This is a genomic window from Roseovarius tolerans, from assembly GCF_028885395.1.
In the GTDB taxonomy this organism is placed as follows: domain Bacteria; phylum Pseudomonadota; class Alphaproteobacteria; order Rhodobacterales; family Rhodobacteraceae; genus Roseovarius; species Roseovarius tolerans.
Genome location: NZ_CP118494.1, coordinates 3,034,559 through 3,060,644, shown reverse-complemented (window position 1 = coordinate 3,060,644; position 26,086 = coordinate 3,034,559). Strand labels below are relative to the sequence as shown.

34 protein-coding genes are annotated in these 26,086 nt (G+C 64.0%); 17 read left to right on the top strand and 17 right to left on the bottom strand.

Features of this window, described 5'->3' with window-relative positions:
• Position 1: 1 nt before the first annotated feature.
• The 4 genes from PVU19_RS15145 to PVU19_RS15130 are packed head-to-tail and all read right to left on the bottom strand — an operon-like array spanning position 2 to position 3,119.
• Positions 2–367 carry a head decoration protein gene (locus PVU19_RS15145; RefSeq protein WP_050664254.1) on the bottom strand — a complete coding sequence of 122 codons (366 nt, stop codon included), beginning with the start codon at positions 365–367 and terminating at the stop codon, positions 2–4.
• A 6-nt stretch (positions 368–373) separates the two neighbouring features.
• A complete protein-coding gene (locus PVU19_RS15140; RefSeq protein ID WP_050664255.1) occupies positions 374–1,366 on the bottom strand; it encodes a head maturation protease, ClpP-related in 993 nt (330 codons plus the stop codon).
• A 4-nt stretch (positions 1,367–1,370) separates the two neighbouring features.
• Positions 1,371–2,900: a phage portal protein gene (locus PVU19_RS15135; protein ID WP_245964048.1), complete on the bottom strand. Its 1,530-nt coding sequence runs from the start codon at positions 2,898–2,900 to the stop codon at positions 1,371–1,373.
• Between the two features lie 3 nt (positions 2,901–2,903).
• The gene (locus PVU19_RS15130) at positions 2,904–3,119 is read right to left on the bottom strand and encodes a phage head-tail joining protein (protein WP_274789800.1); all 216 of its coding nucleotides are present in this window, start codon (positions 3,117–3,119) and stop codon (positions 2,904–2,906) included.
• A 47-nt stretch (positions 3,120–3,166) separates the two neighbouring features.
• Here PVU19_RS15130 and PVU19_RS15125 point away from each other — a divergent pair, with 47 nt between their 5' ends.
• Complete coding sequence (locus tag PVU19_RS15125; RefSeq protein ID WP_085881315.1) at positions 3,167–3,781, top strand: plasmid pRiA4b ORF-3 family protein; 615 nt, start codon at positions 3,167–3,169, stop codon at positions 3,779–3,781.
• Positions 3,778–4,041: a GIY-YIG nuclease family protein gene (locus PVU19_RS15120; protein WP_200812592.1), complete on the top strand. Its 264-nt coding sequence runs from the start codon at positions 3,778–3,780 to the stop codon at positions 4,039–4,041. Before PVU19_RS15125 ends, PVU19_RS15120 begins: the two co-directional genes overlap by 4 nt.
• A gap of 119 nt (positions 4,042–4,160) precedes the next feature.
• On the opposite strand, the gene PVU19_RS15115 is transcribed toward PVU19_RS15120, so the two are convergent.
• From PVU19_RS15115 to PVU19_RS15105, 3 genes are all read right to left on the bottom strand, one after another.
• Positions 4,161–4,400, bottom strand: coding sequence for a CDGSH iron-sulfur domain-containing protein (locus PVU19_RS15115; protein WP_085881316.1), 240 nt, complete (start codon positions 4,398–4,400; stop codon positions 4,161–4,163).
• 92 nt (positions 4,401–4,492) lie between these two features.
• Positions 4,493–6,493: a phage terminase large subunit family protein gene (locus PVU19_RS15110; RefSeq protein ID WP_274789799.1), complete on the bottom strand. Its 2,001-nt coding sequence runs from the start codon at positions 6,491–6,493 to the stop codon at positions 4,493–4,495.
• On the bottom strand, positions 6,441–7,001 hold the full coding sequence (locus tag PVU19_RS15105; protein WP_274789798.1) for a hypothetical protein: 561 nt from the start codon (positions 6,999–7,001) through the stop codon (positions 6,441–6,443). Before PVU19_RS15105 ends, PVU19_RS15110 begins: the two co-directional genes overlap by 53 nt.
• 112 nt (positions 7,002–7,113) lie before the next feature.
• Here PVU19_RS15105 and PVU19_RS15100 point away from each other — a divergent pair, with 112 nt between their 5' ends.
• The 4 genes from PVU19_RS15100 (at position 7,114) to PVU19_RS15085 (ending at position 8,493) form a co-directional block, all read left to right on the top strand.
• Positions 7,114–7,386 (top strand): hypothetical protein, encoded by a 273-nt coding sequence (locus PVU19_RS15100; RefSeq protein WP_050663603.1) that lies wholly within the window; start codon positions 7,114–7,116, stop codon positions 7,384–7,386.
• A 5-nt stretch (positions 7,387–7,391) separates the two neighbouring features.
• Entirely contained in the window at positions 7,392–7,610 is a 219-nt protein-coding gene (locus PVU19_RS15095; protein ID WP_050663602.1) for a hypothetical protein, read from the top strand.
• Between the two features lie 95 nt (positions 7,611–7,705).
• Entirely contained in the window at positions 7,706–8,296 is a 591-nt protein-coding gene (locus tag PVU19_RS15090) for a DUF3489 domain-containing protein (protein WP_050663601.1), read from the top strand.
• Positions 8,296–8,493, top strand: a complete 198-nt coding sequence (locus PVU19_RS15085; RefSeq protein ID WP_050663600.1) for a hypothetical protein — start codon at positions 8,296–8,298, stop codon at positions 8,491–8,493. Before PVU19_RS15090 ends, PVU19_RS15085 begins: the two co-directional genes overlap by 1 nt.
• Positions 8,494–8,502: 9 nt before the next feature.
• Here the strand turns inward: PVU19_RS15085 and PVU19_RS15080 are convergent, their stop codons facing one another.
• From PVU19_RS15080 to PVU19_RS15035, 10 genes are all read right to left on the bottom strand, one after another.
• Positions 8,503–8,712 (bottom strand): DUF7220 family protein, encoded by a 210-nt coding sequence (locus tag PVU19_RS15080; RefSeq protein ID WP_050663599.1) that lies wholly within the window; start codon positions 8,710–8,712, stop codon positions 8,503–8,505.
• The gene (locus PVU19_RS15075; protein WP_121097588.1) at positions 8,712–9,704 is read right to left on the bottom strand and encodes a DNA cytosine methyltransferase; all 993 of its coding nucleotides are present in this window, start codon (positions 9,702–9,704) and stop codon (positions 8,712–8,714) included. Before PVU19_RS15075 ends, PVU19_RS15080 begins: the two co-directional genes overlap by 1 nt.
• Positions 9,704–11,026, bottom strand: coding sequence for a site-specific DNA-methyltransferase (locus PVU19_RS15070; RefSeq protein ID WP_050663895.1), 1,323 nt, complete (start codon positions 11,024–11,026; stop codon positions 9,704–9,706). The genes PVU19_RS15075 and PVU19_RS15070 overlap by 1 nt, the downstream gene beginning before the upstream one ends.
• Positions 11,027–11,643: 617 nt before the next feature.
• Positions 11,644–12,084: a DUF6362 family protein gene (locus PVU19_RS15065; protein WP_050663896.1), complete on the bottom strand. Its 441-nt coding sequence runs from the start codon at positions 12,082–12,084 to the stop codon at positions 11,644–11,646.
• Positions 12,081–12,281: a hypothetical protein gene (locus PVU19_RS15060; RefSeq protein ID WP_438829812.1), complete on the bottom strand. Its 201-nt coding sequence runs from the start codon at positions 12,279–12,281 to the stop codon at positions 12,081–12,083. The genes PVU19_RS15065 and PVU19_RS15060 overlap by 4 nt, the downstream gene beginning before the upstream one ends.
• The gene (locus PVU19_RS15055; protein ID WP_050663897.1) at positions 12,278–12,535 is read right to left on the bottom strand and encodes a DUF6378 domain-containing protein; all 258 of its coding nucleotides are present in this window, start codon (positions 12,533–12,535) and stop codon (positions 12,278–12,280) included. Before PVU19_RS15055 ends, PVU19_RS15060 begins: the two co-directional genes overlap by 4 nt.
• Positions 12,532–13,170: a crossover junction endodeoxyribonuclease RuvC gene (locus PVU19_RS15050; protein ID WP_438829813.1), complete on the bottom strand. Its 639-nt coding sequence runs from the start codon at positions 13,168–13,170 to the stop codon at positions 12,532–12,534. Before PVU19_RS15050 ends, PVU19_RS15055 begins: the two co-directional genes overlap by 4 nt.
• Complete coding sequence (locus tag PVU19_RS15045; protein WP_050663899.1) at positions 13,148–15,553, bottom strand: phage/plasmid primase, P4 family; 2,406 nt, start codon at positions 15,551–15,553, stop codon at positions 13,148–13,150. The genes PVU19_RS15050 and PVU19_RS15045 overlap by 23 nt, the downstream gene beginning before the upstream one ends.
• Positions 15,514–16,263 carry an isoleucyl-tRNA synthetase gene (locus tag PVU19_RS15040; protein WP_050663900.1) on the bottom strand — a complete coding sequence of 250 codons (750 nt, stop codon included), beginning with the start codon at positions 16,261–16,263 and terminating at the stop codon, positions 15,514–15,516. The genes PVU19_RS15045 and PVU19_RS15040 overlap by 40 nt, the downstream gene beginning before the upstream one ends.
• Entirely contained in the window at positions 16,260–16,466 is a 207-nt protein-coding gene (locus PVU19_RS15035; protein ID WP_050663901.1) for a DUF6511 domain-containing protein, read from the bottom strand. Before PVU19_RS15035 ends, PVU19_RS15040 begins: the two co-directional genes overlap by 4 nt.
• 234 nt (positions 16,467–16,700) lie before the next feature.
• Here PVU19_RS15035 and PVU19_RS15030 point away from each other — a divergent pair, with 234 nt between their 5' ends.
• The 11 genes from PVU19_RS15030 (at position 16,701) to PVU19_RS14980 (ending at position 26,085) form a co-directional block, all read left to right on the top strand.
• Positions 16,701–17,900 (top strand): hypothetical protein, encoded by a 1,200-nt coding sequence (locus PVU19_RS15030; protein ID WP_050663902.1) that lies wholly within the window; start codon positions 16,701–16,703, stop codon positions 17,898–17,900.
• A complete protein-coding gene (locus PVU19_RS15025; protein ID WP_147434213.1) occupies positions 17,866–18,951 on the top strand; it encodes a hypothetical protein in 1,086 nt (361 codons plus the stop codon). The genes PVU19_RS15030 and PVU19_RS15025 overlap by 35 nt, the downstream gene beginning before the upstream one ends.
• Positions 18,952–19,134: 183 nt before the next feature.
• Entirely contained in the window at positions 19,135–19,746 is a 612-nt protein-coding gene (locus PVU19_RS15020; RefSeq protein ID WP_050663903.1) for a sigma factor, read from the top strand.
• A 157-nt stretch (positions 19,747–19,903) separates the two neighbouring features.
• Positions 19,904–20,194 carry a hypothetical protein gene (locus PVU19_RS15015; RefSeq protein WP_050663904.1) on the top strand — a complete coding sequence of 97 codons (291 nt, stop codon included), beginning with the start codon at positions 19,904–19,906 and terminating at the stop codon, positions 20,192–20,194.
• Positions 20,191–21,087, top strand: a complete 897-nt coding sequence (locus tag PVU19_RS15010) for an ATP-binding protein (protein WP_050663905.1) — start codon at positions 20,191–20,193, stop codon at positions 21,085–21,087. Before PVU19_RS15015 ends, PVU19_RS15010 begins: the two co-directional genes overlap by 4 nt.
• Before the next feature lie 4 nt (positions 21,088–21,091).
• Positions 21,092–21,718 carry a hypothetical protein gene (locus PVU19_RS15005; protein WP_050663906.1) on the top strand — a complete coding sequence of 209 codons (627 nt, stop codon included), beginning with the start codon at positions 21,092–21,094 and terminating at the stop codon, positions 21,716–21,718.
• An 11-nt stretch (positions 21,719–21,729) separates the two neighbouring features.
• Positions 21,730–23,412, top strand: coding sequence for a DEAD/DEAH box helicase (locus PVU19_RS15000; protein ID WP_082237862.1), 1,683 nt, complete (start codon positions 21,730–21,732; stop codon positions 23,410–23,412).
• Between the two features lie 196 nt (positions 23,413–23,608).
• Positions 23,609–24,064, top strand: coding sequence for a DUF2924 domain-containing protein (locus PVU19_RS14995; RefSeq protein ID WP_050663908.1), 456 nt, complete (start codon positions 23,609–23,611; stop codon positions 24,062–24,064).
• Positions 24,061–25,380, top strand: coding sequence for a recombinase family protein (locus PVU19_RS14990; RefSeq protein WP_050663909.1), 1,320 nt, complete (start codon positions 24,061–24,063; stop codon positions 25,378–25,380). The genes PVU19_RS14995 and PVU19_RS14990 overlap by 4 nt, the downstream gene beginning before the upstream one ends.
• Entirely contained in the window at positions 25,377–25,778 is a 402-nt protein-coding gene (locus PVU19_RS14985) for a hypothetical protein (RefSeq protein WP_050663910.1), read from the top strand. Before PVU19_RS14990 ends, PVU19_RS14985 begins: the two co-directional genes overlap by 4 nt.
• Before the next feature lie 94 nt (positions 25,779–25,872).
• Positions 25,873–26,085, top strand: a complete 213-nt coding sequence (locus tag PVU19_RS14980) for a helix-turn-helix domain-containing protein (protein WP_200901880.1) — start codon at positions 25,873–25,875, stop codon at positions 26,083–26,085.
• Position 26,086 lies beyond the last annotated feature (1 nt).

The following is a 26,086-nucleotide window of genomic DNA, read 5'->3' as shown; positions in this document are numbered from 1 at the left end:
ATCAGCGGACGATGATGCCCGCGGCGAAGAGCGCGGCGTGGGCGGCGGCGACCTCGGGATCGCTGGGCGTGCCCGCGAAGACGAGATCATGCCGGTTGACGATGGCGGGGCCGCGGACCACCGCCACGGCCGGTGCATCGCCGCCGCTGGCGTCCGCCTTGCCCCAGAGCACGGCGACGGCGGTCTCTGTCCCGTCGGTGGCGTCGGGGTCGTGGGCGGCGTATTTGCCCGAGGCGGTGATCTGACCCAGCACGGTGCCGGGTGAGAGCGTGCCGGACGCAACGGTGACGGTCTCTCGGGTGTAGTCGCGATGGGCTTCCCAGACGAGGAAGCCGCCGGGGTGGGTGGACTCAGAAAGCGTGGTCATGGGAGCCTATCCTTTGAGCTTGAAGGTGCGGGCGATCACGTCGCCCCAGGGACGGGTCGTGGCGCTGCGGCCGGGTTGCGGGTGATGGGGCGTGATCTCCGGCGCGGCCTCGGCCTTCGTGTCCAGCAAGCTGCTGCGCACCGCGTCGAGGCTGGCGTCCTCCTCGAGGAAGCGCCCGGCCATCTGCGGCTGACCCGCGAGGCGGCAGAGATCGACCACGGCCCGGGCATGGGCGATGGCCTCGGCGCGGATGGCGGTGGCGTTCGGAGCCGTGCTGGCGTCTGCCATGGGGCCGTCCGGATCGTCGGCCACGGGCTGCGGCGCGGGATCGGGGACCGACGCGACATCGTTGGCGTCGTCAACGATGTCGGTTTCCGTCTTGGCGTATTCCGGATCTGGGGTCTCGACCGCGTCCACCAGCGCTGGCGGCGCGTTGCGGAACCGGGCGATATCGAAGCGCGCGGCGATGCGCACCGGCTCGGCCAGGCGCGTGGCGAGACCTGCCTCCAGCGCCTCGGCCGCTGTGAGCCAGGTCTCGGCGGCCATCAGCCCGGCGATCTCCTCCTCGGGCCTGCCCGAGCGGGCGGCGTAGCCGCGCAGCATGCCGGCCGCGATCTTGTCCAGCGTCCCGGCCATCTCGCGCATGTCCGCCGCCGTGCCCATGACGAGGCCGGAGGGATCGTGGATCATCAGGAAGGCATTCTCGGGCATGACGATCTCGTCGCCCGCCATCGCGATGTAGCTGGCGGCCGAGGCCGCGATCCCGTCGATCCAGACGGTGACGCTGCCGGCGTGGCGGCTCAGCGCGTTGTGGATCGCGACCGCGTCGAAGACCGAGCCGCCGGGGCTGTTCAGCCGCAGATCGATCGCGGTCTCGTCCGGCAGCGCGCCGAGTTCGGCGAGGAAGCCCTTGGCCGAGACGCCATAGGCGCCGATCTCGTCATAGATCAGCACCTCCGCGCCGCCGTCGCGGGCGCGGATCGTGTACCAGCTGTTCATGATGTCACTCCTGATTGGTGGCGCGGTCGGTCGCGGCCGCATCGATGTCGTCACCGCTGTCATCTGCCGACCCATCGCCCGGATCGGGCCGCGTTGCCGGCGTCGCCCGCGCGCCCTGCGTCTCGCCGGGGCTGGTGCGGTAGCGCAGGCCGAGCCCCTCGGCGCGCGCCGTGTCCGTCGCGTTCTCGCGGTCGACCTCCTCGACATCGTAGCCGGTGGCCTCCACCACCTTGCGCCGCGAGGTGATGCCCGCCTCCATCGCCAGCACCTGCGCCTGGATGTCCTTCAGCGGATCGACCCAGTCCCAGCGGGGCGGGATCCACTGCACCATTTGGGCGACGGCCGGGTCGGGCAGATCCAGCCGGCCTGCCAGCCGCGCCGTTTCCAGCCAGCGCGCCCAGACCGGGCGGCAGAGCTGATGCGCGATCACCCCGTGCTGGAGCTGCTGCACGCGACGCCGGAACTCGACGAGCTCGGCCCTCAAGCTCGAATAGTTGGCCTGGCGCACGTCACCGGTGACCAGGTGATACGGCAGCCCCAGCGAGGCCGAGACGCCGAGCAGCGTGCGGTACTGGAACGCCTCGTAGCTGCTGCCCACATCCGCCGGTGACGAGAACTTCACGTCCTCGCCCGGCAGCAGGACCTGCAGCGTCCCCGGCTCGAGGCTGGCGATGGCCGCGCCGTCGGGGTCGGCCTCCTCCGTGCCTATCATAGGCTCTTCGGGCGCCGTCTTGGTGATGAAGCCCGCGAACATCGCCGCGGTCTTCTTCCGGTCGAGCTCGGCGTCGTCGTACTGGTCCAGCAGGAAAAGCCGCACCATGGCGGGCGCGACATGCGGCAGGCCGCGGATCTGCCCGGCATCGAGCGGGCGATAGACGTGAAGGACGTCAGCCGCCGGCACACGCACCGTCTCCGGCACCGCCACGCGCCGGTCCGTGCTGTCGCCCGGATGGCTGCGGCGGAAGTGATAGGCCACCCGCCTGCCGATGGCGTCGAACTCGATCCCGCAGCGGATGCGGTTGCCGTTGGCTGCCGTCTCGGTCTTCTCGAAGGGCAGCATCTCGGATTGCAGGAGCTGCAGTTGCAGCGGCACGAGCAGACCGTCCTCGGTGCGACGTGGGCGCAGCCGCACGAAACACTCGCCCGCGACGAACATCTCTCGCGCGACCATGGCCTGAAGGCCGTAAAAGTCCGTCAGCCCGTCCGCGTCCGCCTCGTCGGTCCAGGCGAGCCAGAGCCGCTGGACCTGGTCCCGAAGCTCCGCGTCGTCGATCAGCGAAGACGGCTTGATGCCGTCGCCGACGAGATTGGCGGCGAAGGCCTCGCAGGCATTGGCGGCATAGCCGTTGGTGACCACCAGTTCGCGCGCCCGCGCCAGCAGCTTTGGGCCGCCCGAGGCGACGAGCGCGTTGACGTTCTCCAGCGGCGGGTTCCAGCCGCGCAACCGGCGCCGGGACATCGCCCCTTCGAGGCGCGCACGCATGCCCGCAGGGCCGCCGGCGGGCTGGCGGCGGAACCGGTCGAACAGCCCCATGGATCACAGCCCCTTCGTCGACGTCACACGCAGCTGCCGCACGATCCGCCGGCCCTCGGCCGCGGCGATCTCGCGGTCCAGCGCCTCGATGGCGCGGTCGATCTCGACCACGCTGCGATACTCGACGGTCTTGCCGTCATAGCTGACCCGCGCCACGCCGGAGGAGCGTTGTGCCGAGAGGGCGTCACGGCGGGACTTCAGATCGACGATTGTGGACATGCGGCCGGCCTTCTATCTTCAGGGTATCGCAGCATCCGGAGCCGGACATGTCAGAAACCGTTGCCCGCATTCGCATTGAACTCGAAGACACCGATCCCCTCGTCTGGCGCGAGCTGGATCTGCCAATGTCGACCACGTTGGCCGCGCTGCACGACATCATTCAGGTCGTGATGGATTGGTGGGACTACCACCTTTACGAGTTCGTGATCGGCGACAAGATCTATGGCGAGCCGCATCCCGATGACGAGATCTACGAACGCAAGGTTTACAAGGCCAGGGCGATCCGGCTTGGCACACTGCTGGATCGCGACGTGCGCGCGTTCGTCTACGTCTATGACTTCGGAGATAACTGGCGGCACCGGATCACCGTCGAAAGTGTCCGGCAGGGTGATGCGGATACCGTATATCCCAAATTCATCGCCGGCGCACGCCGGGCCCCGCCCGAGGACGTTGGCGGCATCACCGGGTTCGAGGAGTTCCTCGAAGCGGTGTCCGATCCCGAACACGAGGACCACGAGCGCCTGCTGGAATGGTACGGCAAGCCCTTCGACCCGGAAGACATCGACGAGCGAAGCCTGCACGTGAGCATCAACGACTTCGCGGCGCGGCGGCGCGGGCCGCTCCTGAGGCATCGCGGCGATGCGCGCAAAAAGCCGTTGTGACCGGGTTTGTCTATGTCCTTGGCAGCCGGACTGCCTCTCGGTATCGCACCTATGTCGGGTGGACCCTCGATCTCGAACGTCGCCTGGCCGAGCACAATTCCGGCATCGGCGCGAAATCGACACGCGGCAGTGTGTGGACCCTGATCTATGCCGAACGATGGCCCTCCCGCATCGAGGCCATGCGCCGCGAATGGCACCTCAAGCGCGACCGTTCCCTGCGACGGAGCCTTGCGCGATCGGCGCAGGGTCTTGGGCGCTGATCGACCAGAGTCCCCGACCCGTGCCGGGCACGCTCGCTGATTCTGGACACTGAAAGCCTGATCGGCATGGCAGCGACTGATGTCGATGCCATGCCGTTGCCGAGATCGTTGTCCGGAATTTACAGGCTTGAATGCGTGCCATCGCAGAGCGGAGCGTTGTTCGTATGCTTGCACCCGCAAAAGAACACCTTGCCGGTCTTTTCGGCCGTGTACTTCACCGGGGAAAAGCCCGAGCCCTTGTGGCTGCCGTCGCAGAAAGGCTGATTGCTGCTATTGCCGCAGGCGCACCACATGTAGGTCTTGCCCTCTTCGACATCCGTCGGGAATGGGGCTTTTTGCGCGATGGTTGGCTCGGTCATTGGCTACTCCGTCCTTTTATTACCTCCCTGGAGATAGCATCTCCGCTGCGCGCGGCAAAGACGATGCTCCGACCGCGCTGAAGTATCAGCGCTCACCCCATGTAGCTCGACCGCATGGTCCGTCGTCGTGGCGCAGTCCGGCCTTGGGCGCGCGGTGCAGCGCCTTGCCCGGTGTCGGTCTCGTTCGCCTTCGCCACGCCAAGCTGGTCTTCCAGATCTGCCCATCGCGCCTCCGACCAGCGGTCGGCCCCCGCAATCCAGGCGGCGGCCCGCGCATACACCCGACAATCCAGCGCCTCGTTGCGTTCGCGCAGCTTCTGCCATTCGAGTTTGGTGAACCCCCGCCTGCTCTTGACGGTCACCAGTTGTTCGGCCGTCAGCTGTTTCAGCCATTCGGCATCGGCCCATGATGGCAGATGCACGGTTCCGGGCGGAAAGGACGCACCGGCAGTAATTTCCTCGGGTGTCGGCCGGTCCTGCCGCAGGAAGCGATAGGTTTCGGCCTTGAAGGTCGAGGTCGCCACGCTCCACAACCGCGCGCCGCGCCGCAGGCGTTTGCCGCCGATGGTGGCATCGACATAGGTCGGCCCGGTCACCGGGCTCGCCCGGTTGAAGCCTTCGAGCCCCTTCACGGGCGCGACCTGCGCAAAACCCACCTGCCGCGCCCACGCGTAAACCGCGCTGGTCTCGAAGCCCGAGTCGATCGCGAACCGCGCGATGGTCAGGTGCTGGCCTCTCTCATGCGCCCATGTCCGGACCAGCAGGTCCGTCAGCGTCTGCCAGCAGTCCGGATCGCCGGGCCCACCCTCGATAACGATGTGATCGACCAGCCAGCTTTCCAGCCCGCGGCCCCAGGCCCAGACATCGACCTCGATCCGGTCCTTCTGCACATCCGCACCCGCCGTCAGGAACAGCCCCTTTTCCGGCACCGTGCCCGGCGCCCACGCCTCGCGCCGGTCGGCCAGCCGCTGCCAGTCCGGGGCCTCGCCGGTCTCCATCCAGGTCTCGCCAAGCACGGTGTTCCGGAACGCCCGCAGCGCTTCGTCGCTGCCCCGTGCCGCCTCGTGCGCCCGCGCGATCCGGGTCCAGCCGAGCCAGCCCACCGGCGAGTAGAGCGCCGAGAGGTGATAGCCAACGGTGCCGGGATCTTCGGACTCAGCGGTCGCGCGCCATTCGCCGGCTGCCAGCATGGCCGTCTTGTGGTGCTCGGCAATGGCCGCATCGCAGCCCTCGCAGTGATATTCGGCGGTGTCCGGCTGGCCCTTGTCCCAGCGGAGCCGCTCGAACTTCAGCCATTGCACATGGCCGCAATGCGGGCACGGCACATGATACCGGCGCTGATCGCTGGCCTCGAACTCGCGCTCGATGCGGCTCAGCCCCCGGATCGTCGGCGTCGAGACGAGGAACACCTTGCGCCGGTGGGCAAAGGTCAGCGAGCGCGCCTCGGCCAGCGTCACCGGATCGCCTTCCTCGTCGGCCGAGGCCGGATACGCGTCGACCTCGTCGAGAAAGATATAGCGCGCCGGCGTGGACCGCAGCCCCACCGCCGAGTTCGCCCCGGTCATGATCAGGATGCCGCCCGCGAACTCCTTCGACAGCATGGTGTTGCCCGCATCGCGCGAGCGCGCCGGCTTGATTCGCTCCCGCAGCTCCGGGCTTTCCTCGATCAGCGGGTCGATCCGCTGGCGCGAGTTGCGCTTGGCCAGTTCCACCGTCGGCTGGACCGCAAGCATCGGGCCCGGCGCCTGGTGGATGGCGAACCCGATCCAGTTGTTCCCGGCCTCTGTCGCGCCGACCTGCGCGGCCTTCATGAACACCACCCGCTGCGTGGGATCGCCGGGGCTCAGCCGGTCCATGATCTCGCCCATGTAAGGCGTGCGCACCGTGCGATACTGCCCGGGCTCGGCCGAGGCGCGCGACGACAGCTTGCGGTGCCGGTCGGCCCATTCGGATACCGTCAGGTCCGGGTCGGGCCGCAGCCCTGCGCCCCAGGCACGCAGGATGTCCTGCGCCCCGTCGAAGGCCTGCGCGTCCGCGTCCTCAGCGGAGATCGGGCTGGATCTCGGCGAGGTCGTCGAGCTGGGATCGGACATGTTTCTCCAGAGCCTTCTGCATCGCGGCCGGTTCCACGCCCAGATCGGCCGCCATCAGTGCGGCCACCCGGGCGGGCCAGTTGACCCAGACATCGCGCTCCTGCCGCGCCAGCCGGAACACCAGCGCCAGCGCGCGGGCGCGGTCGATCAGCTCGCCTTTCAGCTTTTGCAGCCGGATGCGCCGCTCCTGCGCCTTCAGCACCTCGTTGGCCGTCTTCGCCTGCAGGAAGGTCGTCCCGCCGCCCGTGGCCGGCGCGGCCAGGCCCTGTTCCTTGAGGGTATCGCCCACCGCCGAAACAGCCGCCTCCGGTACGGGCTTGCGCTTCGGCGCGGGCGGCTTGCGGGTTTTCGACGGGTCCGTGCTCTCGGCCCGGCGCGCGTCGCTGGCGTCGGGATCGATGCTCCCATCGGCGTGCAGCACCAGGCGGCCGGCGGCCTTCGCCTTCTGGATCGCCCCGCGCGAGAGGCCGACGCGGGCGGCGTATTGGCGCTCGCTCAGACCCTCCATGCCGCGCTCCGATTATCATTCGAAATCATGTGCTTATTGAGTTGATAAGCCTCTGCGCCGGAGCGAACCTGGATCCAGAAGGACGATGCAACTCAGCACACGGAGCCACCGGATGACCACGCGCCTGAACCCAATCACCACGCCCCGCCACCAGCTCCGCGCCGAGAAGGCGCGCCGCAACAAAGAAGCCGCGCTGAACGCCTTCATCGGCAAGAAAGCCGAGATCGACGAGATGCTCGCCCGGCTACAGGCGCTGAGCGACGACCATTTCAACTGCCACCCCGACGAGGTGGGCTGGGCGATGGTCGGCACCCTTGACCACTACGCCAGCCTCCTCAAGCGCATCACCGACAGCGCCTTCGGCGAGGGCGAGCACGCGGAGTAAGCACCATGGAAACCAGCACCATCCGCATCGCCATCCGCGGCCTGAACGAGCCTTGGGATGCCAGCCGCATCCCCGCCGTTCTCGAGGAGATCGGGGACGCCCTCCGCGAGGAAGCGGACATTTCGGCCCGCCTTACCGCCGACAGCATGACCATCGCCATCGACGTGGCGACGGATCGGCTGCCCGACGCCGCCACGCTCCTGCGAGACCTCGGGCTGATCTGACCTCCGGCCCCGCCGGAACTCCTGCCGCGCCAAGGCGCGGCTCGGGGTCGTAGGAGGGTCGCGACGGTCGCGGCCCCGACCAAGGAGACGACCCCATGACCAAGCTTTCCGATACCCAGCTCGTGATCCTCAGCGCCGCCGCGCAGCGCGAGGACCGCAACGTCCTGCCGCTTCCCGGCTCGCTCCGCGGCGGCGCGGCCGCCAAGGTGGTCGGCGCGCTCCTCTCCCGCGGGCTGATCGCCGAGACCACGACCGACAGCCGGACCAAGGCCGATGCCGCCCTCAACCGCATCTGGCGCAACGACACGGACGGCCGCGCCATCCTCCTGCACATCGCAGATGCGGGCCTCGCCGCCATCGGGATCGAGCCGGAAGGCGGCGACAGAGCGAACACGGGCGCCGACGCGGCGCCGAGCGCGGAGGCCCCGAAGGACGCTCCCGCCGAGGGCGACCCCGCGGCCAAGGCGCGCACACCGCGCGCGGGCACGAAGCAGGCGAAGCTGATCGAGATGCTCCGCGCCGAGGGCGGAGCCACCATCGACGAGATCGTGGCGGCACTCGACTGGCAGGCTCACACCGCTAGGGGCGCCATGTCCGGCGCACTGAAAAAGAAGCTCGGCCTGACCATCACCTCGGAGAAGGTCGAGGGTCGTGGGCGCTGCTATCGCATTCAGGACGCGGACTGATGCCGCGCTTCAGGGTCAAGATCACCCGCGACGTCACCGAAAGCACCTTCGTGTCCGTCGAAGCACTATCCCCTGAGGCGGCGCAAGTCGCCGCCTTCAAGGTTCTGGCCGACATGGAAAACGCCGTCTGGACCCTCGATGAAGGTTCGTGGAATGCGGGCGGTGCATACGTCTCGGAAGTCGCCTCCGAAGAGTGACGCGCGGCGTCACCGCCAAAATTCGAACAGCCGGCGCAGAAGATAGCCGCGCGCCAGCGAGACGCCGACGAAGGCGAGGCCGATGGTCATGTGCTCGGCGAGACCGGTCTCGATCCCGAACAATGGGAACACGACGATCTGCGTGGCGATGGCCAGCACGTAGCCGACGACGACGTTCGTCGCGGCCTCGACCATCGACATGATCCGGCTCTGCTTCATCACAGCCCCTCCGGCAGGCTCTCCAGAAACGCCGTCACGAACTCCGCCGCGAGCGGCGGCACGATCGCATTGCCGTAGCCCCGCAGCAGCCCCATGCGACCGGATATCCTATCAACCAGCGGGAATGTTCCGGGCTCAACGGGCCGCCAGCGGCCATCGCGGCAGAGGAGCCAGTCCGGATCTCGCCAGACGCCGTCCGTCGCATCGGCGCCGGTGGGGTCGTCACCTTCGACCAGTCGACCAGCTTTACCGTCCTGCGGCTCGCATCCGTGTTGCCCGCCGCGTTGTACGCTGCCGTCGCGGGCGAGCCCGCCATCGCCGTCGGCCAGCCCGCCAGCCAGACCTGCCGGCCGAGTAGCGCGTTGATCGGCACCGCCCGGCATTCCGATCCGTCCTTGTGATCCCGCGCTGAGGCCGTTGCCCAGCCCGCCCGGCTCCAGGGCGGCGGCGCCGAAGAACAGCCGCTGGCGGATGTGCGGAGCGCCGATGCCCGCAGCCGGCAGATCGGCCGCCGCGACGGTGTAAGATGCCGCTTCCAGGTCAGAAGCCAGAGCGTCGAACCACGCCCAGCCAGCCGGGCCCTCAGCCGCTGTGCGAGTCGCGCTGCCAACTGGTCCGAGCACTGCCGCGCTCGCGACCTGCTCGCCGAAGACGAACTCCGGGCGGCAGGCTGCGACGAGCCGCAGGAAGGCCGGGGCGAGATGGCGGTCATCGTCCTGTCCCTTGCGCTGCCCGGCCTGGCTGAATGGCTGGCAGGGCGGCGAGCCAGTCCAGACGGACAGATCCTCGGCCACGCCGGCGAGGCGCAGTGCGTAGGGCCAGCCGCCGATCCCGGCGAAGAAATGGCATTGCTTAAAGCCCCGCAGGTCCGACGGCGTGACGTCGAGGATGGAGCGTGCGTCCACCTCGCCCGCGGGCAGGAGCCCGGCCGCGATCAGTTCCCGCAGCCAGGCACAGGCGGCGGGATCGGTATCATTGTAGTAGACGGCCATCAGGCGGCAGCGTCTGCCTTGTCGCCAAGCCGCTCCGACTTCACCTCGGCAAAAGTCCGGCCGTCGCCGTCGAGGATCGCGTCCTTGCCAGTGTCCGCCTGCCAGCGCTCCACGGCGACATCGACATAGGCCGGGCTGATCTCCATCGCGAACACGCGCCGCCCGTTGGCCTCGCCCGCCATGATCTGTGAGCCGGAGCCGGCGAAGGGCTCGTAAGCCAGACCGCCCCGCGCGACGTGCTGCCGCATCGGGATGCCAAACGCGTCCAGCGGCTTCGGCGTCGGATGGTCGGGACGCTCGTCCTTGGTGAAGCTGGGCATTTCCCATGTCGAAGGCAGCGTTTGCTCGGCGACCTTTGGCGGCCGGTTCGGACGGCGCCAGCCCATGAAACAGGGCTCGTGCTTCCAGAGGTAATGCGACCGGGTCAGGACCCCGCGATCCTTCACCCAGATGATCTGCTGATGCACGAAGGCCCCGGCCTTTTCCCAACAGGCCTCCAGCATCGCCTGCCGGCGCGACGCGTGCCAGCAATACCACGCGGCATCCTCGGTGATCGCCTCAGCCACGGCGGCGGAGATGAAGCCGTCGTAGAGTTCCGCGCCCTGCGAACTGTCGTCCCACGTGTTGCCGTAGCTCTGGCTCCAGTCCTTGTTGCGTGTCGGGTGGTTCGAGCCGTCGTAATCCACAAGGTATGGCGGATCGGTCGCGAACAGGATCGCGCGTTCGCCGTTCATCAGGCGGCGCACGTCCGTTTCGCTGGTGCTGTCGCCGCAGAGCAGCCGGTGATCACCAAGGATCCACAGATCGCCCGTCCGCGACGCCGGATTGCGCGGCGGTTCGGGGATCACCACCGGCGGCGTTGTGCTGCCAGCGCCACCACTTTCTTCACCGTCATCCTCCGGCTCGAAGGCCAGCAGCTTGTCCAACTCGCCGTCGGAAAAGCCCACCAGCGACAGGTCGAAATCCTCCGCCAGTAGCTCGTTCAGTTCCGCCGACAGCGCAGCCTCGTCCCACGTCCCGAGTTCGGTCAATTTGTTGTCGGCGATCCGGTAGGCCCGCCGCTGCGCCTCGGTCAAATGCCCCAGCACGATCACCGGCGCCTCTTCCAGCCCCAGCTGCGTGGCGGCCAGCACGCGCCCATGCCCGGCGATCAGCTCGCCATCCTCGGCCACGAGGCACGGCACGGTCCAGCCGAACTCGGCCATGCTGGCGGCAAGCTTTGCGACCTGGTCGGCACCATGCTGCTTGGCATTGCGGGCATAGGGCTGGAGCCTGGCCAGCGGCCAGTGCTCGATCCGCTCGGGGGCGAAGGCGAGGGTCATGTGCGTGTGATCCTGTTTGATCGGTTTCGGTGCAACGCAAAGCGCGACAGCAGCATGAAATCTTGTTACATTCGGATTCTGTATTGGTGCCCAGTGGCGCAACCGGAGGGGATGCGCTGCACGCTGCTATCGGCTTCGGTGGCATCGATACACTCAGGCGAGCGTGGGTTCGGCGGCAATTCTGGGAGGAGGTGTCGCCGAACCGGGCGCCAGGATGAATTCCTTCAGCGCGGACTTCACTGGACTCCAAGCTGGATTCCCGCTGGACTCCGGAGTCCAGGCTATCCACCGCGGAATCCACCCTCCAAGCCGCTGTTATTGCGTGGTTATTTCCGGTTTTAGGGGTGGACTCCACGCGGGGTGGACTCCCAAAAAAACGGCCCTGTCGCTGGCGAAATTGCGCGCTTCGCCCGCCAGCATACGAAAGTCGCCCGGAAGGAACCAAGAATTCAATGGGTTAGCCGATTGGACCCCGACTGGACCCTTCGGTGGACCCCGGAAGCCAGCGGTGCGGGCCGTCCCGCGCGCCGCGTCGACGCACCTGTCGAACTTACTATTCACATACCGACGGGATGGCAAAAGTGTCTGGCAGAAATTTTGATCGGTGCGATTTTTTTTCAAAGGGCCGGGTCGTCAGCCCGCGCAAGGTCGATGACTTGCTGCATGGAGAGCCGCTGGCTGATGCTTATGCGGTTCAACTTGTGCGCTATCAAACACAGGCCATACACCCAGTGATGATGCGCCGAAGCCCGTCGCAGGCCAACGGTCCGGCAAACATCGCGCCAGCGATATCCGTATGCCCGCAGCCAAACGATCTTCCCATCCATTGGCGCAAGACCAGCGGTCCAGGTCAGCGTCTCTTCCATCCTGCTGATCGCAGCAGGCGACGGCAGCACGCGCATGGGTTTGGGCTCTTGCCCGACCTTGTCGGCAAAACTCTGCACCACCTCGGGCCAGGTGCTGAAGTATCCTGACAGCCGTGGTTCGGGCAACCGTTTCAGAACGAATGCCGCTTCGGAGAGACGGGCTTCAACCAGCGCAGGTGTCCAACTGCTCATCGCCCATCTCCAGCATCCGGTTTGCCGTACAGCTTTTCGCCCAGCTGACGGATTAATTCACGCTCAGGCCAGGTCAGACGGTCATCATCGAGCGACACGGCGAGGAGCTTCTGTTCCTTCCAGCCCTCCCGGCGCACGCGCTCCGGGTCTCGCCGATGACCGCCATATCCCGTTGGTATGAAGCGCATTCCCTTCATTGCTGGGCCTCCGACATCAGCACGGCATAACCGATCACATCGACAAGACTGTCCCGATGGTCGACGTCGTGGGTCAGGCGAACCATTTTCAGGTCGATCATGCAGAGAACCACCTGCGCGGGCGTCACCTCACAACCCAAATTCTGCGACCACCGAGCTGCAATCTTGTCCAACGACACACGTGCCGGGCCGTATTCCTCCGCCCGGATTTCAAGAACCTGCTCTGCTTCTGTGAGGATGATCGAGCGCGTCATGCTACACCTCCATGGGTTTCCACGGCCCAGAGCAGGATCGCGATGGCGTCAGCCTCGTTGTCATCAGCCGGGCTGAACCCACGCGCTCGGGCGGCGGCGATCATGGCGTCTTTGTTGGCGTTGCCTTTTCCGGTGGCGTGTTTCTTGATCGTGCCGACCGGGGCTCCTTGATAGGGCACGCCGCGCAATTCCCCCCAGGTTGTCAGGGTGGCCATGAGGCCGCCATAGACATGCGCCGCGTCTGTGCCGACGTGTCGACGCACTTCTTCGAAATAGATCGCCTCAATGGGCCCAGACAGGCGGTCGATCTCGCTAAGCCAGTTGGTGAAACGCAGAAAGCGCATGCCACCGCCATCGTAGCGGCCGGGCTTGAAGCTGACGGTGCCGCTGGTGATCAGTCCGTCAAAACCACGAAAGGCCCAACCGGTGGTCGTACCAAGATCGAGGGCAAGGATTGCAGGGCGCACATCGCGGTCATGCGCTGAAACCTCATTGACGGGTTTGACGGGTGTTGGCTTATCAGCCGTAGACAGGCGCGCATGCGCGCGCGTAACGCCTATATAGGGTTGACCCGTCAGACCCGTAAATTGTCCAGTTTTCATTGGCATTTTGCTACTCCTGCTCAAATAGGTCATCGCTGCTGTCCTGAATGCGAATTCCGCGAAACCCACGGGCTTTCCCATTGCTGTTCTTCTCAAAACCCCGAGTGCTCAGCGTCTCGGAGAACCGCTTCATGGAACCTGCGTATTCGTTGTTCGCTTCGGCCCATGCCTTCCAGCTGTTGAACAGCTCGGTCGATCCGGCCCAGTGGTTCTGGTTGCCGGTCTCGCAGCGCTCATCGATCCAGCGCCCCAAGGCATCCTCGGCCTCGAAGTAATCCTCGGTTGCGGCCATGACGGCCTGCGGCGCGCGGAGCCCGTGCTTCTGCCATTCCAGGCAGCCCCGCAGCGCCCAGTCGAGGATGCCATCCCGCTCGGCCAGCAGACGGTCAGGCAAGCGCTTGTCGCGTTTTGCTGCTGGGATGGTGACAGTGAAGGGCACCATGTGCAGGCGCCGCTTCATTGCTTCGTCTACATTGCGGATGGAGGGTTTGTGATTTCCGACGATCAGGAGCTTGAACTGCGGAATGAACTCGAAGAAGTCCTGCCGCATGAAGCGTGCGGTGATCTTGTCGCCGCCAGTCAGCGCCTTCAGCTTGCTCTCGGCCCAGCGGCTCCCCTGTTCGGTTTCGATCGAGGTCACGACCCGTGCACCCCGCAGCCCCGCCATGTCGGTTGGGTGGCGATCCCCATGGCTGGCCATGAACATGTCCATCGGTGCCACGGTGGCGTAATCGCCAAGGATTTCGGTCAGCGTGTTGGCGAAGACAGATTTCCCGTTCGCACCTGTGCCATAGAGAAAGAACAGCGCGTGTTCGCTCGTCACGCCGGTCAGGCAATAGCCTGCCATGCGCTGCAGATAGGACTGCAATTCGGCATCACCGCCGGTCACGGTGTCGAGAAAGGCATGCCAGACCGGGCAGTCGCCCTTTGGCGCAGCAGCCGCGATCTTCGTCATGTAGAATGCCGGGTCATGAGGCTGCGACTGACCGTTGCGAAGATCCAGCACGCCCTCGGCGGTGTTGAGCAGCCAGGGATCCCGATCCCAGACATCAGTAGTGGTGGCATGACGCCGATCGCTGCGAGCAAGGCGTTCAACGGCTGCTACGGTCGAGGCCGAAGACAGTTTTGTTCTGACCCGCGCCGAAGGTGACCGGACAGCAGCTGTCCGGCATACATGCCTGGCCAGATCAAAGGCCTGCAGTGTATCCTCGCGCTTCCATATCCGCGCCGTCCAGGTCAGCCATTGCCCCCATGCGGCGACAAAGCGCCAGGCGTCGGCATGCTGATCCGCGAAATTGGCCGCCAAGGCGTCCTCAGAGAAGCGAACCGGGCTGGGGCCACCATCGCCGCTGCCATCGTCACCGCCGGTATTTTCACCATCGCCATCGTCCGGGATGTCCCCATTCCGGGCCTGGTCGCGTCGCCAGAGGCGTTCCGCCTCCTGCTGAAGCCGTGCCTCCGGCCAGGGCGGATCAATACGGGCATCGTTGTAGGCAACGATTTCACCCCATGCCTCTGCCGGTGTGACATGGCCCTCCCGGCAACGGCGGATCCAGTATCCAATGACGCGGGAAAGCGCGTCGAACCTTGTGGTCCCATCAACACCGCCCTCACGGATCGGGCGGGCAAATAGTTCCGGGACCGTCCCGCCATCGGTCGCTGCCGTATTGAAATCGAGCCCATCCGGCACCGCGCCGTCCATGGGCGGCATGGCGAAGATGGCCGCGGTCAGCTCGGCGAGGTCATAGTCCACAGGATTGTGCTCGAGGATGGCGACCAACCGCTTGACCCCCGTCTTGGCATGGACCGACCCCGCCACCCGGATGGGCTGGTGGGCTGATTTGAATGCCGGATCGCCGCCAACCTTGGCCGCTATCATCTGTCGGGCGCGGCAAACCCGGGCGATGTCCTCGCCCTCGGCAGGTTCTGTCAGCCGCCAGTAGATGTGCAGCTTGTCCTGCCCCTGCGGTGTGATCCCACCGGAGGCGACCTCGAGCGTGGGTGTGCCAAGATGCTGGATCAGGTGGGCGCGCTTGGCGGCGATGTCGCCATGATCGAGATCGACCAGAATAACCTGCGTCTGGACCACATGCTCGGCGCGCGCGGCCCCTGCTTCATGGACAGTGCCCGGCACCACAAACAGCGCCATGCCACTCTGCGCGGCCCAATCCGCCTGGTGCGCGAGCTTGAGAACAAGATCGTTGTCGACAGCGACAAAGGGCGTGTGCGGAGGCGCGTCATCGACCCCTTTCTCCGCCAGCGCCCGAACCGGCGCCAAATACTCGCAGTAGCCGAATACGACATCGGCATAGATGGCTATCATGGCCGCATCGGGCATGACGGGCGAGACGGTATCGGCAGTTGTAAGGTGATCCGTCATGCCCAGCACCTCGCGGAATAGGCGCAGAACCGGCATTCGAAATGCTCAGGGTCTGTCGTGTGTCTGGGCAGCTGTTCTCCCGCATCGCAAGCCCGAAGGATTTGCACCGCCTTGTCGCTGGCCGCCTGTGCAAGCGCGCCGTTGAAGGGCACAAGCTCGTGCCAGACCTCGCAGGTGTCCTTATTGACAGCTGTGAAAAGCGCGGGCGTTTCGGTCAGGCCGAGATAAGCCTGATAAAGCGCAATCTGCGCGGCATAGATCGGCTTGGCTTTTGCAACTCCATTCTTGGAGATCGCGCGCCAGTTTTTCGCGTTTGCCGATTTGCATTCCCAGAGCGCGGGGACCGCCATGCCGTTTGGCGCGGCCACGACAACACCATCCGCATGCCCTTGCACCCGGTCACCGGCGACGGAAAAGCCGAACTGGTCCCCATGGCGGTTGCGTGTCCTGAGATCGAACCCCGACTTGCGCAGCCACTCAATCGCGAGGTCCTCAAGAAGATGCCCAAGCGCGAAGATGCGCAACGATTGCCCCGAGAAGCCCCCACCTTCATCTTTCGGCGTCTTGAGGTATTCATATTGGAGGCGGCGCGCGCAGGCATCGCCAAGCCTGCTACCGCCGAGATAATCCCGCTGCGGGTGCTGCGCATTTTCAGCGACAAGAGCGTGGTCGATCAGCGTGTTGATGCTGTCAGCGAAGCTAGGGGGCTTTTCCCTATGATTGAAATCGAGAAAGGCATCGCTCAAAACGGCACCTCGTTCTCGTCGTGCGGAGCTGTGGCAAGCATGCTTTCCTGGAAACCATCCACTGCGGCCTCGGCCAGTTTTTCAGCCTGCTCGGCAGAAAGCTCACTGAAGCGGGTGGACCAGCCGATCTCGGCCATCAGCTCGCCCATGAACTTCATGGCATGCGTCAACGCCCGGCGTTCACGGTCGTCCGGGTCGATCATGACGCTTCCTCATCGAAAGTGGCCGCAATGAAGTCAAAGCCTAGGGCGACGCGCATGGCGCGATCGGGAATCTCGATCATGGGGGAGTGCTCCAGCCGTTTTTCTCACATACCGGCGGGGGGCGTCGTCTGTCGGTTACTGGTCCGCGCAAGATTCATTCAATCACGACCTTGTGTGCCTGCGACGTAATACCTACTTGATCTAGTTGACGATACTTACGGAGCAGCGGCCGCCATGGCGACATTGAAAATTCGCGTTTTTACGAACCCCGATCGACTGAAGCACATAGCCAACGTCCATTTGATCAACCTACTGGCCCCTTGGCGGGAGTATTTCGCCGATCGCGGCGTGGAGATCCCGACCAACCGGGAGGACGAGTTTCCCCACGACAAATTGGCTGAAGCTCTCATGAGCTACGACGAAAATATGCCAATCGACCTGATGAACGGCCTTTATTTCATCGATGAAACCGCATCGAACGAAACGCTGGATGATTTGATCCAGCGCGCCAAAGACGAGAGCATTGAGATTGAGAGCCACGGAAAGTCGACCGCCGCCGACGTCGCTGTACAGATCTGGATCGCGAAACCTGAGCTGCTCGAGGAACGTCATACGAAGACGATCGCATTGCAAAAACAGGCCTTTGTCTATTTTCCGGGTCAGCAGCGTTCTGGGCGCGATCTACCGGATCTCAGTGCGGACAAGCTCGCTGAGATGGCGAAGCTCATGGACCCTTTTTTCGAGGAACGGCAGCGCGGGCGCGGGACCAGGATCTTCGCCTACCCACGCCCCGATGAAAAAAAGGTCTTCCTCCTCGTCCGGCACGGAATGCCGATGACGCGCGAAGGCAAGCATGAGGAGGATGGTGAGCCGGGCGTCGCCTTCTATCGACCGCAGAAGCACGACGTCTTGATATATGACGCCGCAATCGACGTCCTCGGGATCAACGCACAAAGTAAGGGTGAAAAGACCCTGTATCAGGAAGTACTCGGAGAAAAGATCTTCGGTAAGAAGAGCTATTTCGGCGAAGGAGACATCTTCACGTTGGCGCCTATCCGCAACGATGGTCCGAAAATTCAGGAATGCGGCGACATCGATGGTATCGATCAAGTCCGCCTCCTCGAGGTCGTCCGCGTTATTTTGGGCGACGTCACCAGGATCGATATTCAGAAATCCTCTGATCTGTTTAGGGCCCTTGGCGAGAACTGGGGTGCAGTTTTCACGTTCGGTCGTATTACCTCAGCCAAATTCGGATTTGTATTTGAAGGCTCTGCCAAGCAGCGGAGCGTCACCATAAGGTTGGACTCGGCCCGGTACGACCGCGACTCCGATGCAGAGTTTGTTGAAGCCTGGCTACGAGACAAGAATTTCTATGCACCGCCGCAGGAGGAGGACGTCATTGACGAAGATGACAAATCTGTGGCGAGCTCTTGAACAGTGGCCGGGCGCAGCCGCAGCGCGATGCGACTGGCTGAAGGAACTTGGCGACGAGTGGTCTGGTGCCGAGGCGTTTCTACGCAAGAGCGGCCGACGGGCAACCGAACTTGCTTGCCCCAAATCTAGTGAAAACGGCTGCAGCCGACAGATAGTCAAACTCATCGACGGTCGACTGCGCGCCGAGTGCGGCGATATTCCGAACCGGTGTGACTATGCAATTCTTGAGCGTCCGGACATCTCTGTCCTCGAGTTGAATCGTGCACACCTTGCATCGGCACTGGCTGAGGTATTTCATCTTGTAGATGCGCCAGACACCATTGGTCGCGCTCCGGTTCAGTACCTTGGTCGATACGAGATCAGCGCGGGCCGAGGATTTCCTGCATTCCTCGTGCTTCCAACTCCTGGTTTCCCGATCGATCTGGCCAAGCTGGACGAAATTGCCACTGCTTCAGCACCAAAGGTTGTATTCACGCCCACGCGGTCGTCGCTAGACCAAAATGCGCGCAGCTTCCTTGGCTTGAAACAGGCGACCCAGATAGCGCTCGAAGACATAGTTCTGGCTGGTGGAAACGGAAAACTGACTCCGGCTCGACCTATCGACAGTCTATTCTCGACACTTATCGAAGCCATAGTTCCTGCCGGTCACAACGTCCCCACTGGTCCGGGGATTGTGGTGCCGTCGGGAACCAATTGGGCAGCCATTACTATTGAATTCGTTGAGTTGGCGATCATCCGATTAACCGTTGCGGGCACATCACATCGGCTTGGACCTGACGATCTCGAACTCAAAAATGCCACGACGCAGCGCCCAAAGGCGGCTTGGTCTTTCCTGAAGGCGATGGCTCAGCAACGCGGGCGCATTAATCGCCGAAGAACTAACGCCACGGATCAATCACGGATCAGCAAGCAAAAGGAAGCTGCTTCGAAGGCTCTGCGAAATCTGACCGGTATGTCCGAGGATCCGATCAAAGTTGAGGGTGACGACTATGTCGCGTCCTATGTCACTCACGCCGACGATCTTCGGCAGGGCAAACAGGACCAACGCTGACGAAATTTCGTTGAGCCAACTGTAAAAAAGTTCAAAAAAATCGCCTGCCCAAAACCGCTGAAATCCTTTCGATTCAGCGGTTTTTCTTTGTCGTGACGCCACGCCAACAGCCACTCCAACGAATTTTCGCCGGTGCCAAGTACTCGGGCCGCGTGCCCGTCCACCTGGACCAAGGCGAAACTCATGGAGCAGCTTCACAAGCTTACCGACCCCACCACCCGTATTTCCCGCAATATCCGTATCCGTGCCGCAAGGCTCGCGCGCTCAGGTGCCGTGCCCGGGCTTGATGTTGATGACATCGAGCAGGAGTTGCGCCTCGATCTTATCAGACGCGCCCAAAATTTTGATCCCACGAAATCCTCGTTCGACACTTTCGCAGATCGCGTCATCGCCAACCAGATCGCAACGCTGGCCAGCGCCACGAGGGCCGTGCGCGCAGAGAGGGCGATGCAATCCCTGCACGCCCATGTGGGCGAGGATGAGGCTGACGGTGGTCTGACTCTGTCAGACGTCTTGCCCGAAACGGCCGCGATCGATCCTGTTGATGAGTTTGCCCTGTCCCATGGGCCTGGTCTTCGGGGTGATGTCGCAAAGCTGCTGGGCGCGCTCTGCCCCTCGTCACGTCAGGTCGCGATCGCAGTCAGCCACCTCAGCGTCGCCGAGGCCGCGCGTGTTCTCGGGCTTCACCGCAGCACGATTTACGAGCGTCTCACGGTCATCCGGCGGACCGCCCAGAGCCTTGGGTTGGATGGGTATTTCGAGGCTGCCCCGACAGTTTTGGCCCCCCGCCGGTAAGTGAAGGCAAGCAGATCATCGAATTCATGCCGGGCCTTCGGGGGAATGCAAAACTCTCAGGGAAACACCCCGACCGCGAGCTCCAGGGCGGCGTCGGGCCCGGCAGTTGTCACCTGAACGACAATCCCTGGGCACGACGAAAAAGGAGCATTCACACATGTTCACCAGTCCCCTCAAAAAGCTGCGCCAGTCCACTTGGCTGAGCGTAATCCCCGACACGATCGCAGTGCCGGCCATCGGCGGCCGCTCCGCCCGCTCAGTGGCGATTGAACGGGCCTCCATTGATGACATCGCGTTCGCATTGATCCCCCTCAACAAGGAACGCTCCGCGCTCGCGCAAGCCACCATGGCATTGGAAGAGATCATCTCGATGGCCCGTAAGCAGGGCGCGGCGGGCACCGATATCGCCGTCTCGGCTGCTGTCCGCGAACTGGAAGCGCGCAAATGAGCGCGCCCTTCGCACCCGCCCCGCTGAAGATCATCACTGCCGACGAACGGCTCAAGGAAACCCGCGGCATAAAGGGTGTCCTGACCGGCATTTCCGGCATCGGCAAGACCAGCCAGCTCTGGACGATGGATCCGGAACATACGCTCTTCCTGAACCTCGAGGCCGGTGAATTGGCGGTACAGGGCTGGCCCGGAGATGAAATCCGAATCCGTGATTGGGAACGTGCCCGCGATCTGGCCTGCTGGATCGGCGGACCAAATCCGGCGATGCGCGAAGATCAGCCCTACAGCCCGCGCGATTACGACCGCGTCTGCGCCGCATTCGGCGATCCGTCCGTACTCGACAAATACGAGACGGTTTTCGTCGATAGCATTTCGGTCGCCTCCCGCATCTGCATGCAATGGTGCAAGGGACAGCCCCAGGCACAATCCGACCGTAGCGGCAAACCCGACATGCGCGGCGCCTACGGGCTGCTCGGTCAGGAAATGATCGGCTGGCTGACCCACCTCCAGCACACGCCGCGTAAGAACATCTGGTTAGTCGGCCTGCTTGACAAAAAGATTGATGATTTCGGCAAGCCTTATTTTGCGATGCAGGTTGAGGGATCCAAGACCGGCCTCGAACTGCCCGGCATCGTCGATGAGGTCATCACGCTCGCTGAAATCCGCCCCCAAGAGGGCGATCCATTCCGAGCCTTTATCTGCACCACGATCAACGATTTCGGATTCCCTGCCAAAGACCGCAGCGGCCGACTCTCGATGATCGAGCAGGCGCACCTCGGCCGCCTGATGGCCAAGATCCGCGCCGGTCAGGGAACGACCTCCAAATCTGGCCTCGATTTCGAACTGCCCGAGGCAGCACCCCAATCCGATCCCATGACGAAAGGAGCCTGATCCCATGGCTGACAACATGGATTTTAACGGCGCGGACAGCCAGGACGCCGCATTCGATCTCATCCCGGCAAACACGCTGGCCAAGGTAGCCCTGACCATCCGTCCTGGCGGCGCGGGCCCTGAGGGCTGGCTGACCCAGAGCCGCACAAGCTCCGCTCTTTATCTGAATGTCGAGGCAATCGTGCTCGATGGTCCCTACGCGCGGCGGCGGATTTACACGCGCATCGGCTTCAAGGGGAAAAATGTCAACGAACGCGGTGAGGATAGCTATGCAAACCGGGGCCGCGCTCTCATCAGAGGCATTCTCGAATCCGCGCGCGGCATCAAGGCAAGCGATCAGTCGGAGGCGGCCCGCGCCGCACGTCTGATCCGAAGCCTCGGTGATCTCAGCGGGCTGGATTTCGTCGCCAAGATCGGCGTCGAAAAGGATCGCGACAATCCCGAAGATACCGGACGCAACGTGATCAAGGCGGCCATCGGCCCCGATCACGGCCAGTATCTTGCGGTGATGGGTGCTGCGCCCACGCCTGCGCCCCCCAACACCGCGCCAACTTCGGCATATGGCGGCAGCGCTGCCCCCCCCGGTGCGGATCCCGCCAGTTCTGGCAATGCGCCGTTCTGGGCACGCTAAGGGAGGCTGGCATGATTCCTCGTGATTATCAGCGGGCAGCGGTGGATGCCGCCCATAACCGCACGGCCGAGAATGGCAACACCATGCTCGTGCTGCCCACCGGTGCGGGCAAGACGGCCATCGCAGGCTTCTATGTCGGTGAACAGGCAGAACGGGACCGCAATGCCAAGGTGCTGGTTCTCCAGCACACCGACGAACTTATCGAGCAGAACCGTTCGGCGATGGGTCACATCTCGGGCCTGAACACCTCGGTGGTCAAGGCGGAGCAGGACTGCTGGGACGGCCGCGTGGTGTTTGGCAGCGTGCAGACGCTGGCGCGCGTCAATCGGCGCGAGGCCATGCCGACCATATCACACCTGATCATCGACGAATGCCATCGCGCCGCGGCCACCAGCTATCAATCCGTGATCGAGCATGTGCGCGGCCTGAACCCGAAGGCCAAACTGCTCGGTCTTTCCGCCACCCCCGGTCGCGGGGACGGCCAGTCCTTGCGCAAAACCTTCAGCAACGTGGGCTACCATCTCCGGATCGGCACGCTGATCGCGCGGGGCCTGCTGGTGCGGCCCCGGACCTATACCATCGATCTCGGCGTCGAGGATGAACTGTCCGGGATCAACAGCACCGCCGGTGATTTCGACATGCGCCAGGCCGATAAGGTGCTGAACCGCACGGTGCTCAATGAGACCGTCGTGGAACACTGGAAAGATAAAGCGGCAGACCGGCGCACGATATTCTTCTGCTCGACGGTGGCCCACGCTGAGGCCGTTGCTGAAGCATTCCGCGCGGATGGCGTCTCAGCCGAAACCATCACGGGCGACATGGCCGCCGGAGCGCGCGCCGACCTTATATCGCGGTTTGACCGCGGAGAGGTTCAGGTCCTTGCCAATTGTATGGTGCTGACCGAGGGGTTTGACAGTCAGCCGGTAGGATGCATCGGCATCCTGCGCCCCATGCTGCACAAAGGCACCTTCATCCAGTCCGTTGGGCGCGGCCTTCGGCGCGTCGATCCAGAGCGCTATCCCGGCATGATAAAGACAGATTGCATCGTGCTGGATTTTGCCGGTGCGGCGATGCGCCATGGGTCGCTGGAACAGGACATCGGCCTCGAAGATGAGGATACGCCCACCGGGGCTCAGCCGTGGAAGACCTGCCCGTCATGTGAGGCAGAACTGCCCCTCGGGGCATCCATCTGCGATTTCTGCGGCCACATTTTCACGCGGGATACCGGCGAGAAGCGGTTACTGACCGCGTTCGAGATGACCGAGATCGATTTGCTGGATCGCTCACCCTTCTCGTGGGTCGCGCTGCATGAAGACGAACAGGCGCTTATGGCCAGCGGGTTTCAGGGCTGGGCTGGCGTCTTCCATGACGGCACGCTCTGGTACGCGCTTGGCCGCCCCAAAGGCAAAGCCATCCGCACATTGGCTGTTGGCACACGGGTGCAGGCGCTTGCGGCAGCAGATGACTTTCTGCGAGAGACCGAAACCAGCAACGCCTCGGCCAAGAGCAAGCGCTGGTTGAACGATCCAGCCACCCTCCGCCAGATCGAACTGCTGACGCGCGCCGGATTTGAAATCAGTGGTATGGATTTCGGCCTCTCCAAATACGCCGCCAACTGCCATCTCAACTTTCGCTGGAACCGCGCAGGCATCCGCAGCGCGGTGATGCGCGATTTGGCGCGGAACGCCGCATGAAACGCCCCAATCCGCTCCCGCCCGACCAGATGACCGCTGCCGAGCGCCGCGCCGAATTGTGCGGCCTGCTGGCGCTTGGGCTGGTTCGATTGCGGATGCGGGAGATGGGCGAAGTATCTGACGATACTGGAGAACGTTGCCTACACTATCCGCCCGACCAATGCCGTCATGCAACTCCAACTCATCGGAGAAATGCATGAACAAGCCCGATCCCATCCCCGCGCGCCTGGCGGCGCTCAAGACCATGTCGACGCCCGACCTGAAGAAGCAGTGGCGTGAACTGTTCGACAGCGAGCCGCCGCCGTTCAACCGGCGCTACCTCGAATCCCGGCTGGCCTACCGCATCCAGGAATTGGCATATGGAGGGCTGAAACCGGAGACGATCCGGCGGCTGGAACGGCTGGGCGAGGAGCTAGACGGCGGCGACAAGAAGAAACGCAGCATCCGCCTCGACCGTGACCGCCCGATCACTGGCACCCGCCTGCTGCGCGAGTGGCAGGGCGTCGAGCAGGTCGTTACCGTCACCGCCGACGGCTTCGAATGGCAGGGGCGGCCCTACAAGTCGCTGTCCGCCATCGCGCGCGCTATCACCGGCACGCGCTGGAATGGCTGGGTCTTCTTCGGTCTCAAAAACCACAGGGGGCGGACATGACGAAGCCGCCGGAAAAGTCGAAACTCGTCCGCAAGTTGCGCTGTGCCGTCTACACCCGCAAATCCTCCGAGGAAGGGCTGGAGCAGGAGTTCAACAGCCTCCATGCGCAGCGCGAGGCCTGCGAGGCGTACATCGCTAGCCAGCGGTCAGAGGGCTGGGTGCTGGTCCGGGACCAGTATGACGACGGTGGCCTCTCGGGTGGCACGCTGGAACGTGCCGGATTGAAGCGGCTGCTAGAAGATATCGAGGACGGGCTAGTCGATGTGGTGGTGGTCTACAAGATCGATCGCCTCAGCCGCTCGCTCGCCGACTTCGCAAAACTGGTCGAGGTATTCGACCGGAACGGCGTGACCTTCGTCTCGGTCACGCAGTCGTTCAACACCACCACGTCCATGGGCCGGCTGACGCTGAACATCCTGCTCTCGTTCGCCCAGTTCGAACGAGAGGTCACCGCCGAACGTATTCGCGACAAGGTCGCCGCCAGCCGCAAGAAGGGCATGTGGATGGGTGGCGTCCCGCCCTACGGTTACCGCGTCGAGAACCGGAAGCTCGTCGTCGACGAGGAGTACGCCGGGCACGTCCGCTGGATCTTCGCCCGCTTCCTCGAGATCGGGTCCTGCACGGAATTGGCGCGGGAGGTCGGCGCACGCGGCATCCGGACGCCGCGCGGCAACCGGATCGACAAGAAATACCTGTATCGCCTGCTGAACAACCGCGCCTACATCGGCGAGGCGGTCCACAAGGGCGACAGTTACCCCGGCGAGCAAGACGCCATCATCGACCGCGAAATGTGGGACAAGGTTCACACCATCCTGCAGGAGAGCCCCCGCAAACGCGCCGCGCGCACCCGCGCCGACATGCCCGCCTTGCTGAAGGGGCTGCTGTTCGGCCCAGATGGCGCGGCGTTCTCGCCGACCCACACGCGTAAGGGCAGCAAGCTCTACCGCTACTATGTCAGCCAGACGGTGCTGAAGCATGGCGCCGGATCGTGTCCCGTCGGCCGGGTGCCCGCGGGCGAGATCGAGGCCGCCGTCGTCGACCAGCTGCGCGCCGTCTTCCACCAGCCCGAGATCGTGGCGGGGACATTGAAGGCGGCGCGCGCCGACGCCGACATCCCCGAAACCGACGCGCGTGCGGCTCTCCAGCAGTTTGATCCACTGTGGGACGAGCTGTTCCCGGCCGAGCAGGCGCGGATCGTGCAGTTACTGGTCGAGCGCGTCGACATCGGTGTCGACGGCCTGAATGTCCGCCTGCGCATCAACGGGTTGACCGGGCTGGTCCACGAGATGACCGCTGATCTCGGAGCAGCCGCGTGACCCGGGCGTCGAGAACGCCAGACACCGTAACGCTGCACGTCCCGTTCCGTGTCATCAAGCGCGGCGGGCGTAAGGAGATGGTGCTGCCACCCGGCGCATCGCACGAGCGCCCCCGCGTCGACAACACGCTGGTCAAGGCGCTGGCCCGGGCGTTTCGGTGGAAGCGGATGCTGGAGTCTGGCGAGTTCGCCACCATCACCGAATTGGCCGCACGTGAAGGCATCGCGCCGCCCTATCTCACTCGGGTCCTGCGGCTCTCATTGCTCGCCCCGGACATTGTCGAGTTGATCCTTGACGGCCGACAGCCGCGGGAGATGACCGTCGAAGCGTTGCGAGAACGGATCAGGGTGGATTGGGACGAGCAGCGCGCCGTCTTATTGGAGGCTCAAGAACTGTGAGCCCCCTCATTCAACAGAAAATCTTGGCCATGCTTGGACTGGCTTACCCTGAATTTACCTGATAGCGTCCGCAGGAAAGGGAGGCGTGTTTGCGATGTCTGTTCAGCCCGATCCGGCGATGACTGTGCGGGAGGTGGCTGGCTATCTGAATCTTGACGAGAAAACCGTCTACCGGCTGGCCAAGCGGGGCGATTTGCCTGGTTTCAAGGTTGCCGGTTCATGGCGGTTTAAACGATCCGATCTCGATAGTTGGATAGACCAACAAAAGCTCGCGGCGCGGAACTCGGGAGAGCAGCCAATTGAGTGAC

Bases quoted from the DNA above. Each gene is read 5' to 3' on its own strand.
- PVU19_RS15045 (WP_050663899.1), bottom strand. From the start codon at position 15,553: ATGCCGGTTCTGCGCCTATTCCGCGAGGTGCTGGGCATGACGGATCAC.
- PVU19_RS15085 (WP_050663600.1), top strand. From the start codon at position 8,296: ATGCCGCGCTTCAGGGTCAAGATCACCCGCGACGTCACCGAAAGCACC.
- PVU19_RS15140 (WP_050664255.1), bottom strand. From the start codon at position 1,366: ATGAACAGCTGGTACACGATCCGCGCCCGCGACGGCGGCGCGGAGGTG.
- PVU19_RS15070 (WP_050663895.1), bottom strand. From the start codon at position 11,026: ATGACCCTCGCCTTCGCCCCCGAGCGGATCGAGCACTGGCCGCTGGCC.
- PVU19_RS15125 (WP_085881315.1), top strand. From the start codon at position 3,167: ATGTCAGAAACCGTTGCCCGCATTCGCATTGAACTCGAAGACACCGAT.
- PVU19_RS15090 (WP_050663601.1), top strand. From the start codon at position 7,706: ATGACCAAGCTTTCCGATACCCAGCTCGTGATCCTCAGCGCCGCCGCG.
- PVU19_RS14995 (WP_050663908.1), top strand. From the start codon at position 23,609: ATGAACAAGCCCGATCCCATCCCCGCGCGCCTGGCGGCGCTCAAGACC.
- PVU19_RS15110 (WP_274789799.1), bottom strand. From the start codon at position 6,493: ATGTCCGATCCCAGCTCGACGACCTCGCCGAGATCCAGCCCGATCTCC.
- PVU19_RS15095 (WP_050663602.1), top strand. From the start codon at position 7,392: ATGGAAACCAGCACCATCCGCATCGCCATCCGCGGCCTGAACGAGCCT.
- PVU19_RS15145 (WP_050664254.1), bottom strand. From the start codon at position 367: ATGACCACGCTTTCTGAGTCCACCCACCCCGGCGGCTTCCTCGTCTGG.
- PVU19_RS15115 (WP_085881316.1), bottom strand. From the start codon at position 4,400: ATGACCGAGCCAACCATCGCGCAAAAAGCCCCATTCCCGACGGATGTC.
- PVU19_RS15055 (WP_050663897.1), bottom strand. From the start codon at position 12,535: ATGACGCGCTCGATCATCCTCACAGAAGCAGAGCAGGTTCTTGAAATC.
- PVU19_RS15010 (WP_050663905.1), top strand. From the start codon at position 20,191: ATGAGCGCGCCCTTCGCACCCGCCCCGCTGAAGATCATCACTGCCGAC.
- PVU19_RS15130 (WP_274789800.1), bottom strand. From the start codon at position 3,119: ATGTCCACAATCGTCGATCTGAAGTCCCGCCGTGACGCCCTCTCGGCA.
- PVU19_RS15075 (WP_121097588.1), bottom strand. From the start codon at position 9,704: ATGGCCGTCTACTACAATGATACCGATCCCGCCGCCTGTGCCTGGCTG.
- PVU19_RS15015 (WP_050663904.1), top strand. From the start codon at position 19,904: ATGTTCACCAGTCCCCTCAAAAAGCTGCGCCAGTCCACTTGGCTGAGC.
- PVU19_RS15035 (WP_050663901.1), bottom strand. From the start codon at position 16,466: ATGATCGACCCGGACGACCGTGAACGCCGGGCGTTGACGCATGCCATG.
- PVU19_RS14980 (WP_200901880.1), top strand. From the start codon at position 25,873: ATGTCTGTTCAGCCCGATCCGGCGATGACTGTGCGGGAGGTGGCTGGC.
- PVU19_RS15105 (WP_274789798.1), bottom strand. From the start codon at position 7,001: ATGGAGGGTCTGAGCGAGCGCCAATACGCCGCCCGCGTCGGCCTCTCG.
- PVU19_RS15020 (WP_050663903.1), top strand. From the start codon at position 19,135: ATGGAGCAGCTTCACAAGCTTACCGACCCCACCACCCGTATTTCCCGC.
- PVU19_RS15065 (WP_050663896.1), bottom strand. From the start codon at position 12,084: ATGAGCAGTTGGACACCTGCGCTGGTTGAAGCCCGTCTCTCCGAAGCG.
- PVU19_RS15100 (WP_050663603.1), top strand. From the start codon at position 7,114: ATGACCACGCGCCTGAACCCAATCACCACGCCCCGCCACCAGCTCCGC.
- PVU19_RS15135 (WP_245964048.1), bottom strand. From the start codon at position 2,900: ATGGGGCTGTTCGACCGGTTCCGCCGCCAGCCCGCCGGCGGCCCTGCG.
- PVU19_RS15005 (WP_050663906.1), top strand. From the start codon at position 21,092: ATGGCTGACAACATGGATTTTAACGGCGCGGACAGCCAGGACGCCGCA.
- PVU19_RS15030 (WP_050663902.1), top strand. From the start codon at position 16,701: ATGGCGACATTGAAAATTCGCGTTTTTACGAACCCCGATCGACTGAAG.
- PVU19_RS14990 (WP_050663909.1), top strand. From the start codon at position 24,061: ATGACGAAGCCGCCGGAAAAGTCGAAACTCGTCCGCAAGTTGCGCTGT.
- PVU19_RS15000 (WP_082237862.1), top strand. From the start codon at position 21,730: ATGATTCCTCGTGATTATCAGCGGGCAGCGGTGGATGCCGCCCATAAC.
- PVU19_RS15050 (WP_438829813.1), bottom strand. From the start codon at position 13,170: ATGACCTATTTGAGCAGGAGTAGCAAAATGCCAATGAAAACTGGACAA.
- PVU19_RS15080 (WP_050663599.1), bottom strand. From the start codon at position 8,712: ATGAAGCAGAGCCGGATCATGTCGATGGTCGAGGCCGCGACGAACGTC.
- PVU19_RS15060 (WP_438829812.1), bottom strand. From the start codon at position 12,281: ATGAAGGGAATGCGCTTCATACCAACGGGATATGGCGGTCATCGGCGA.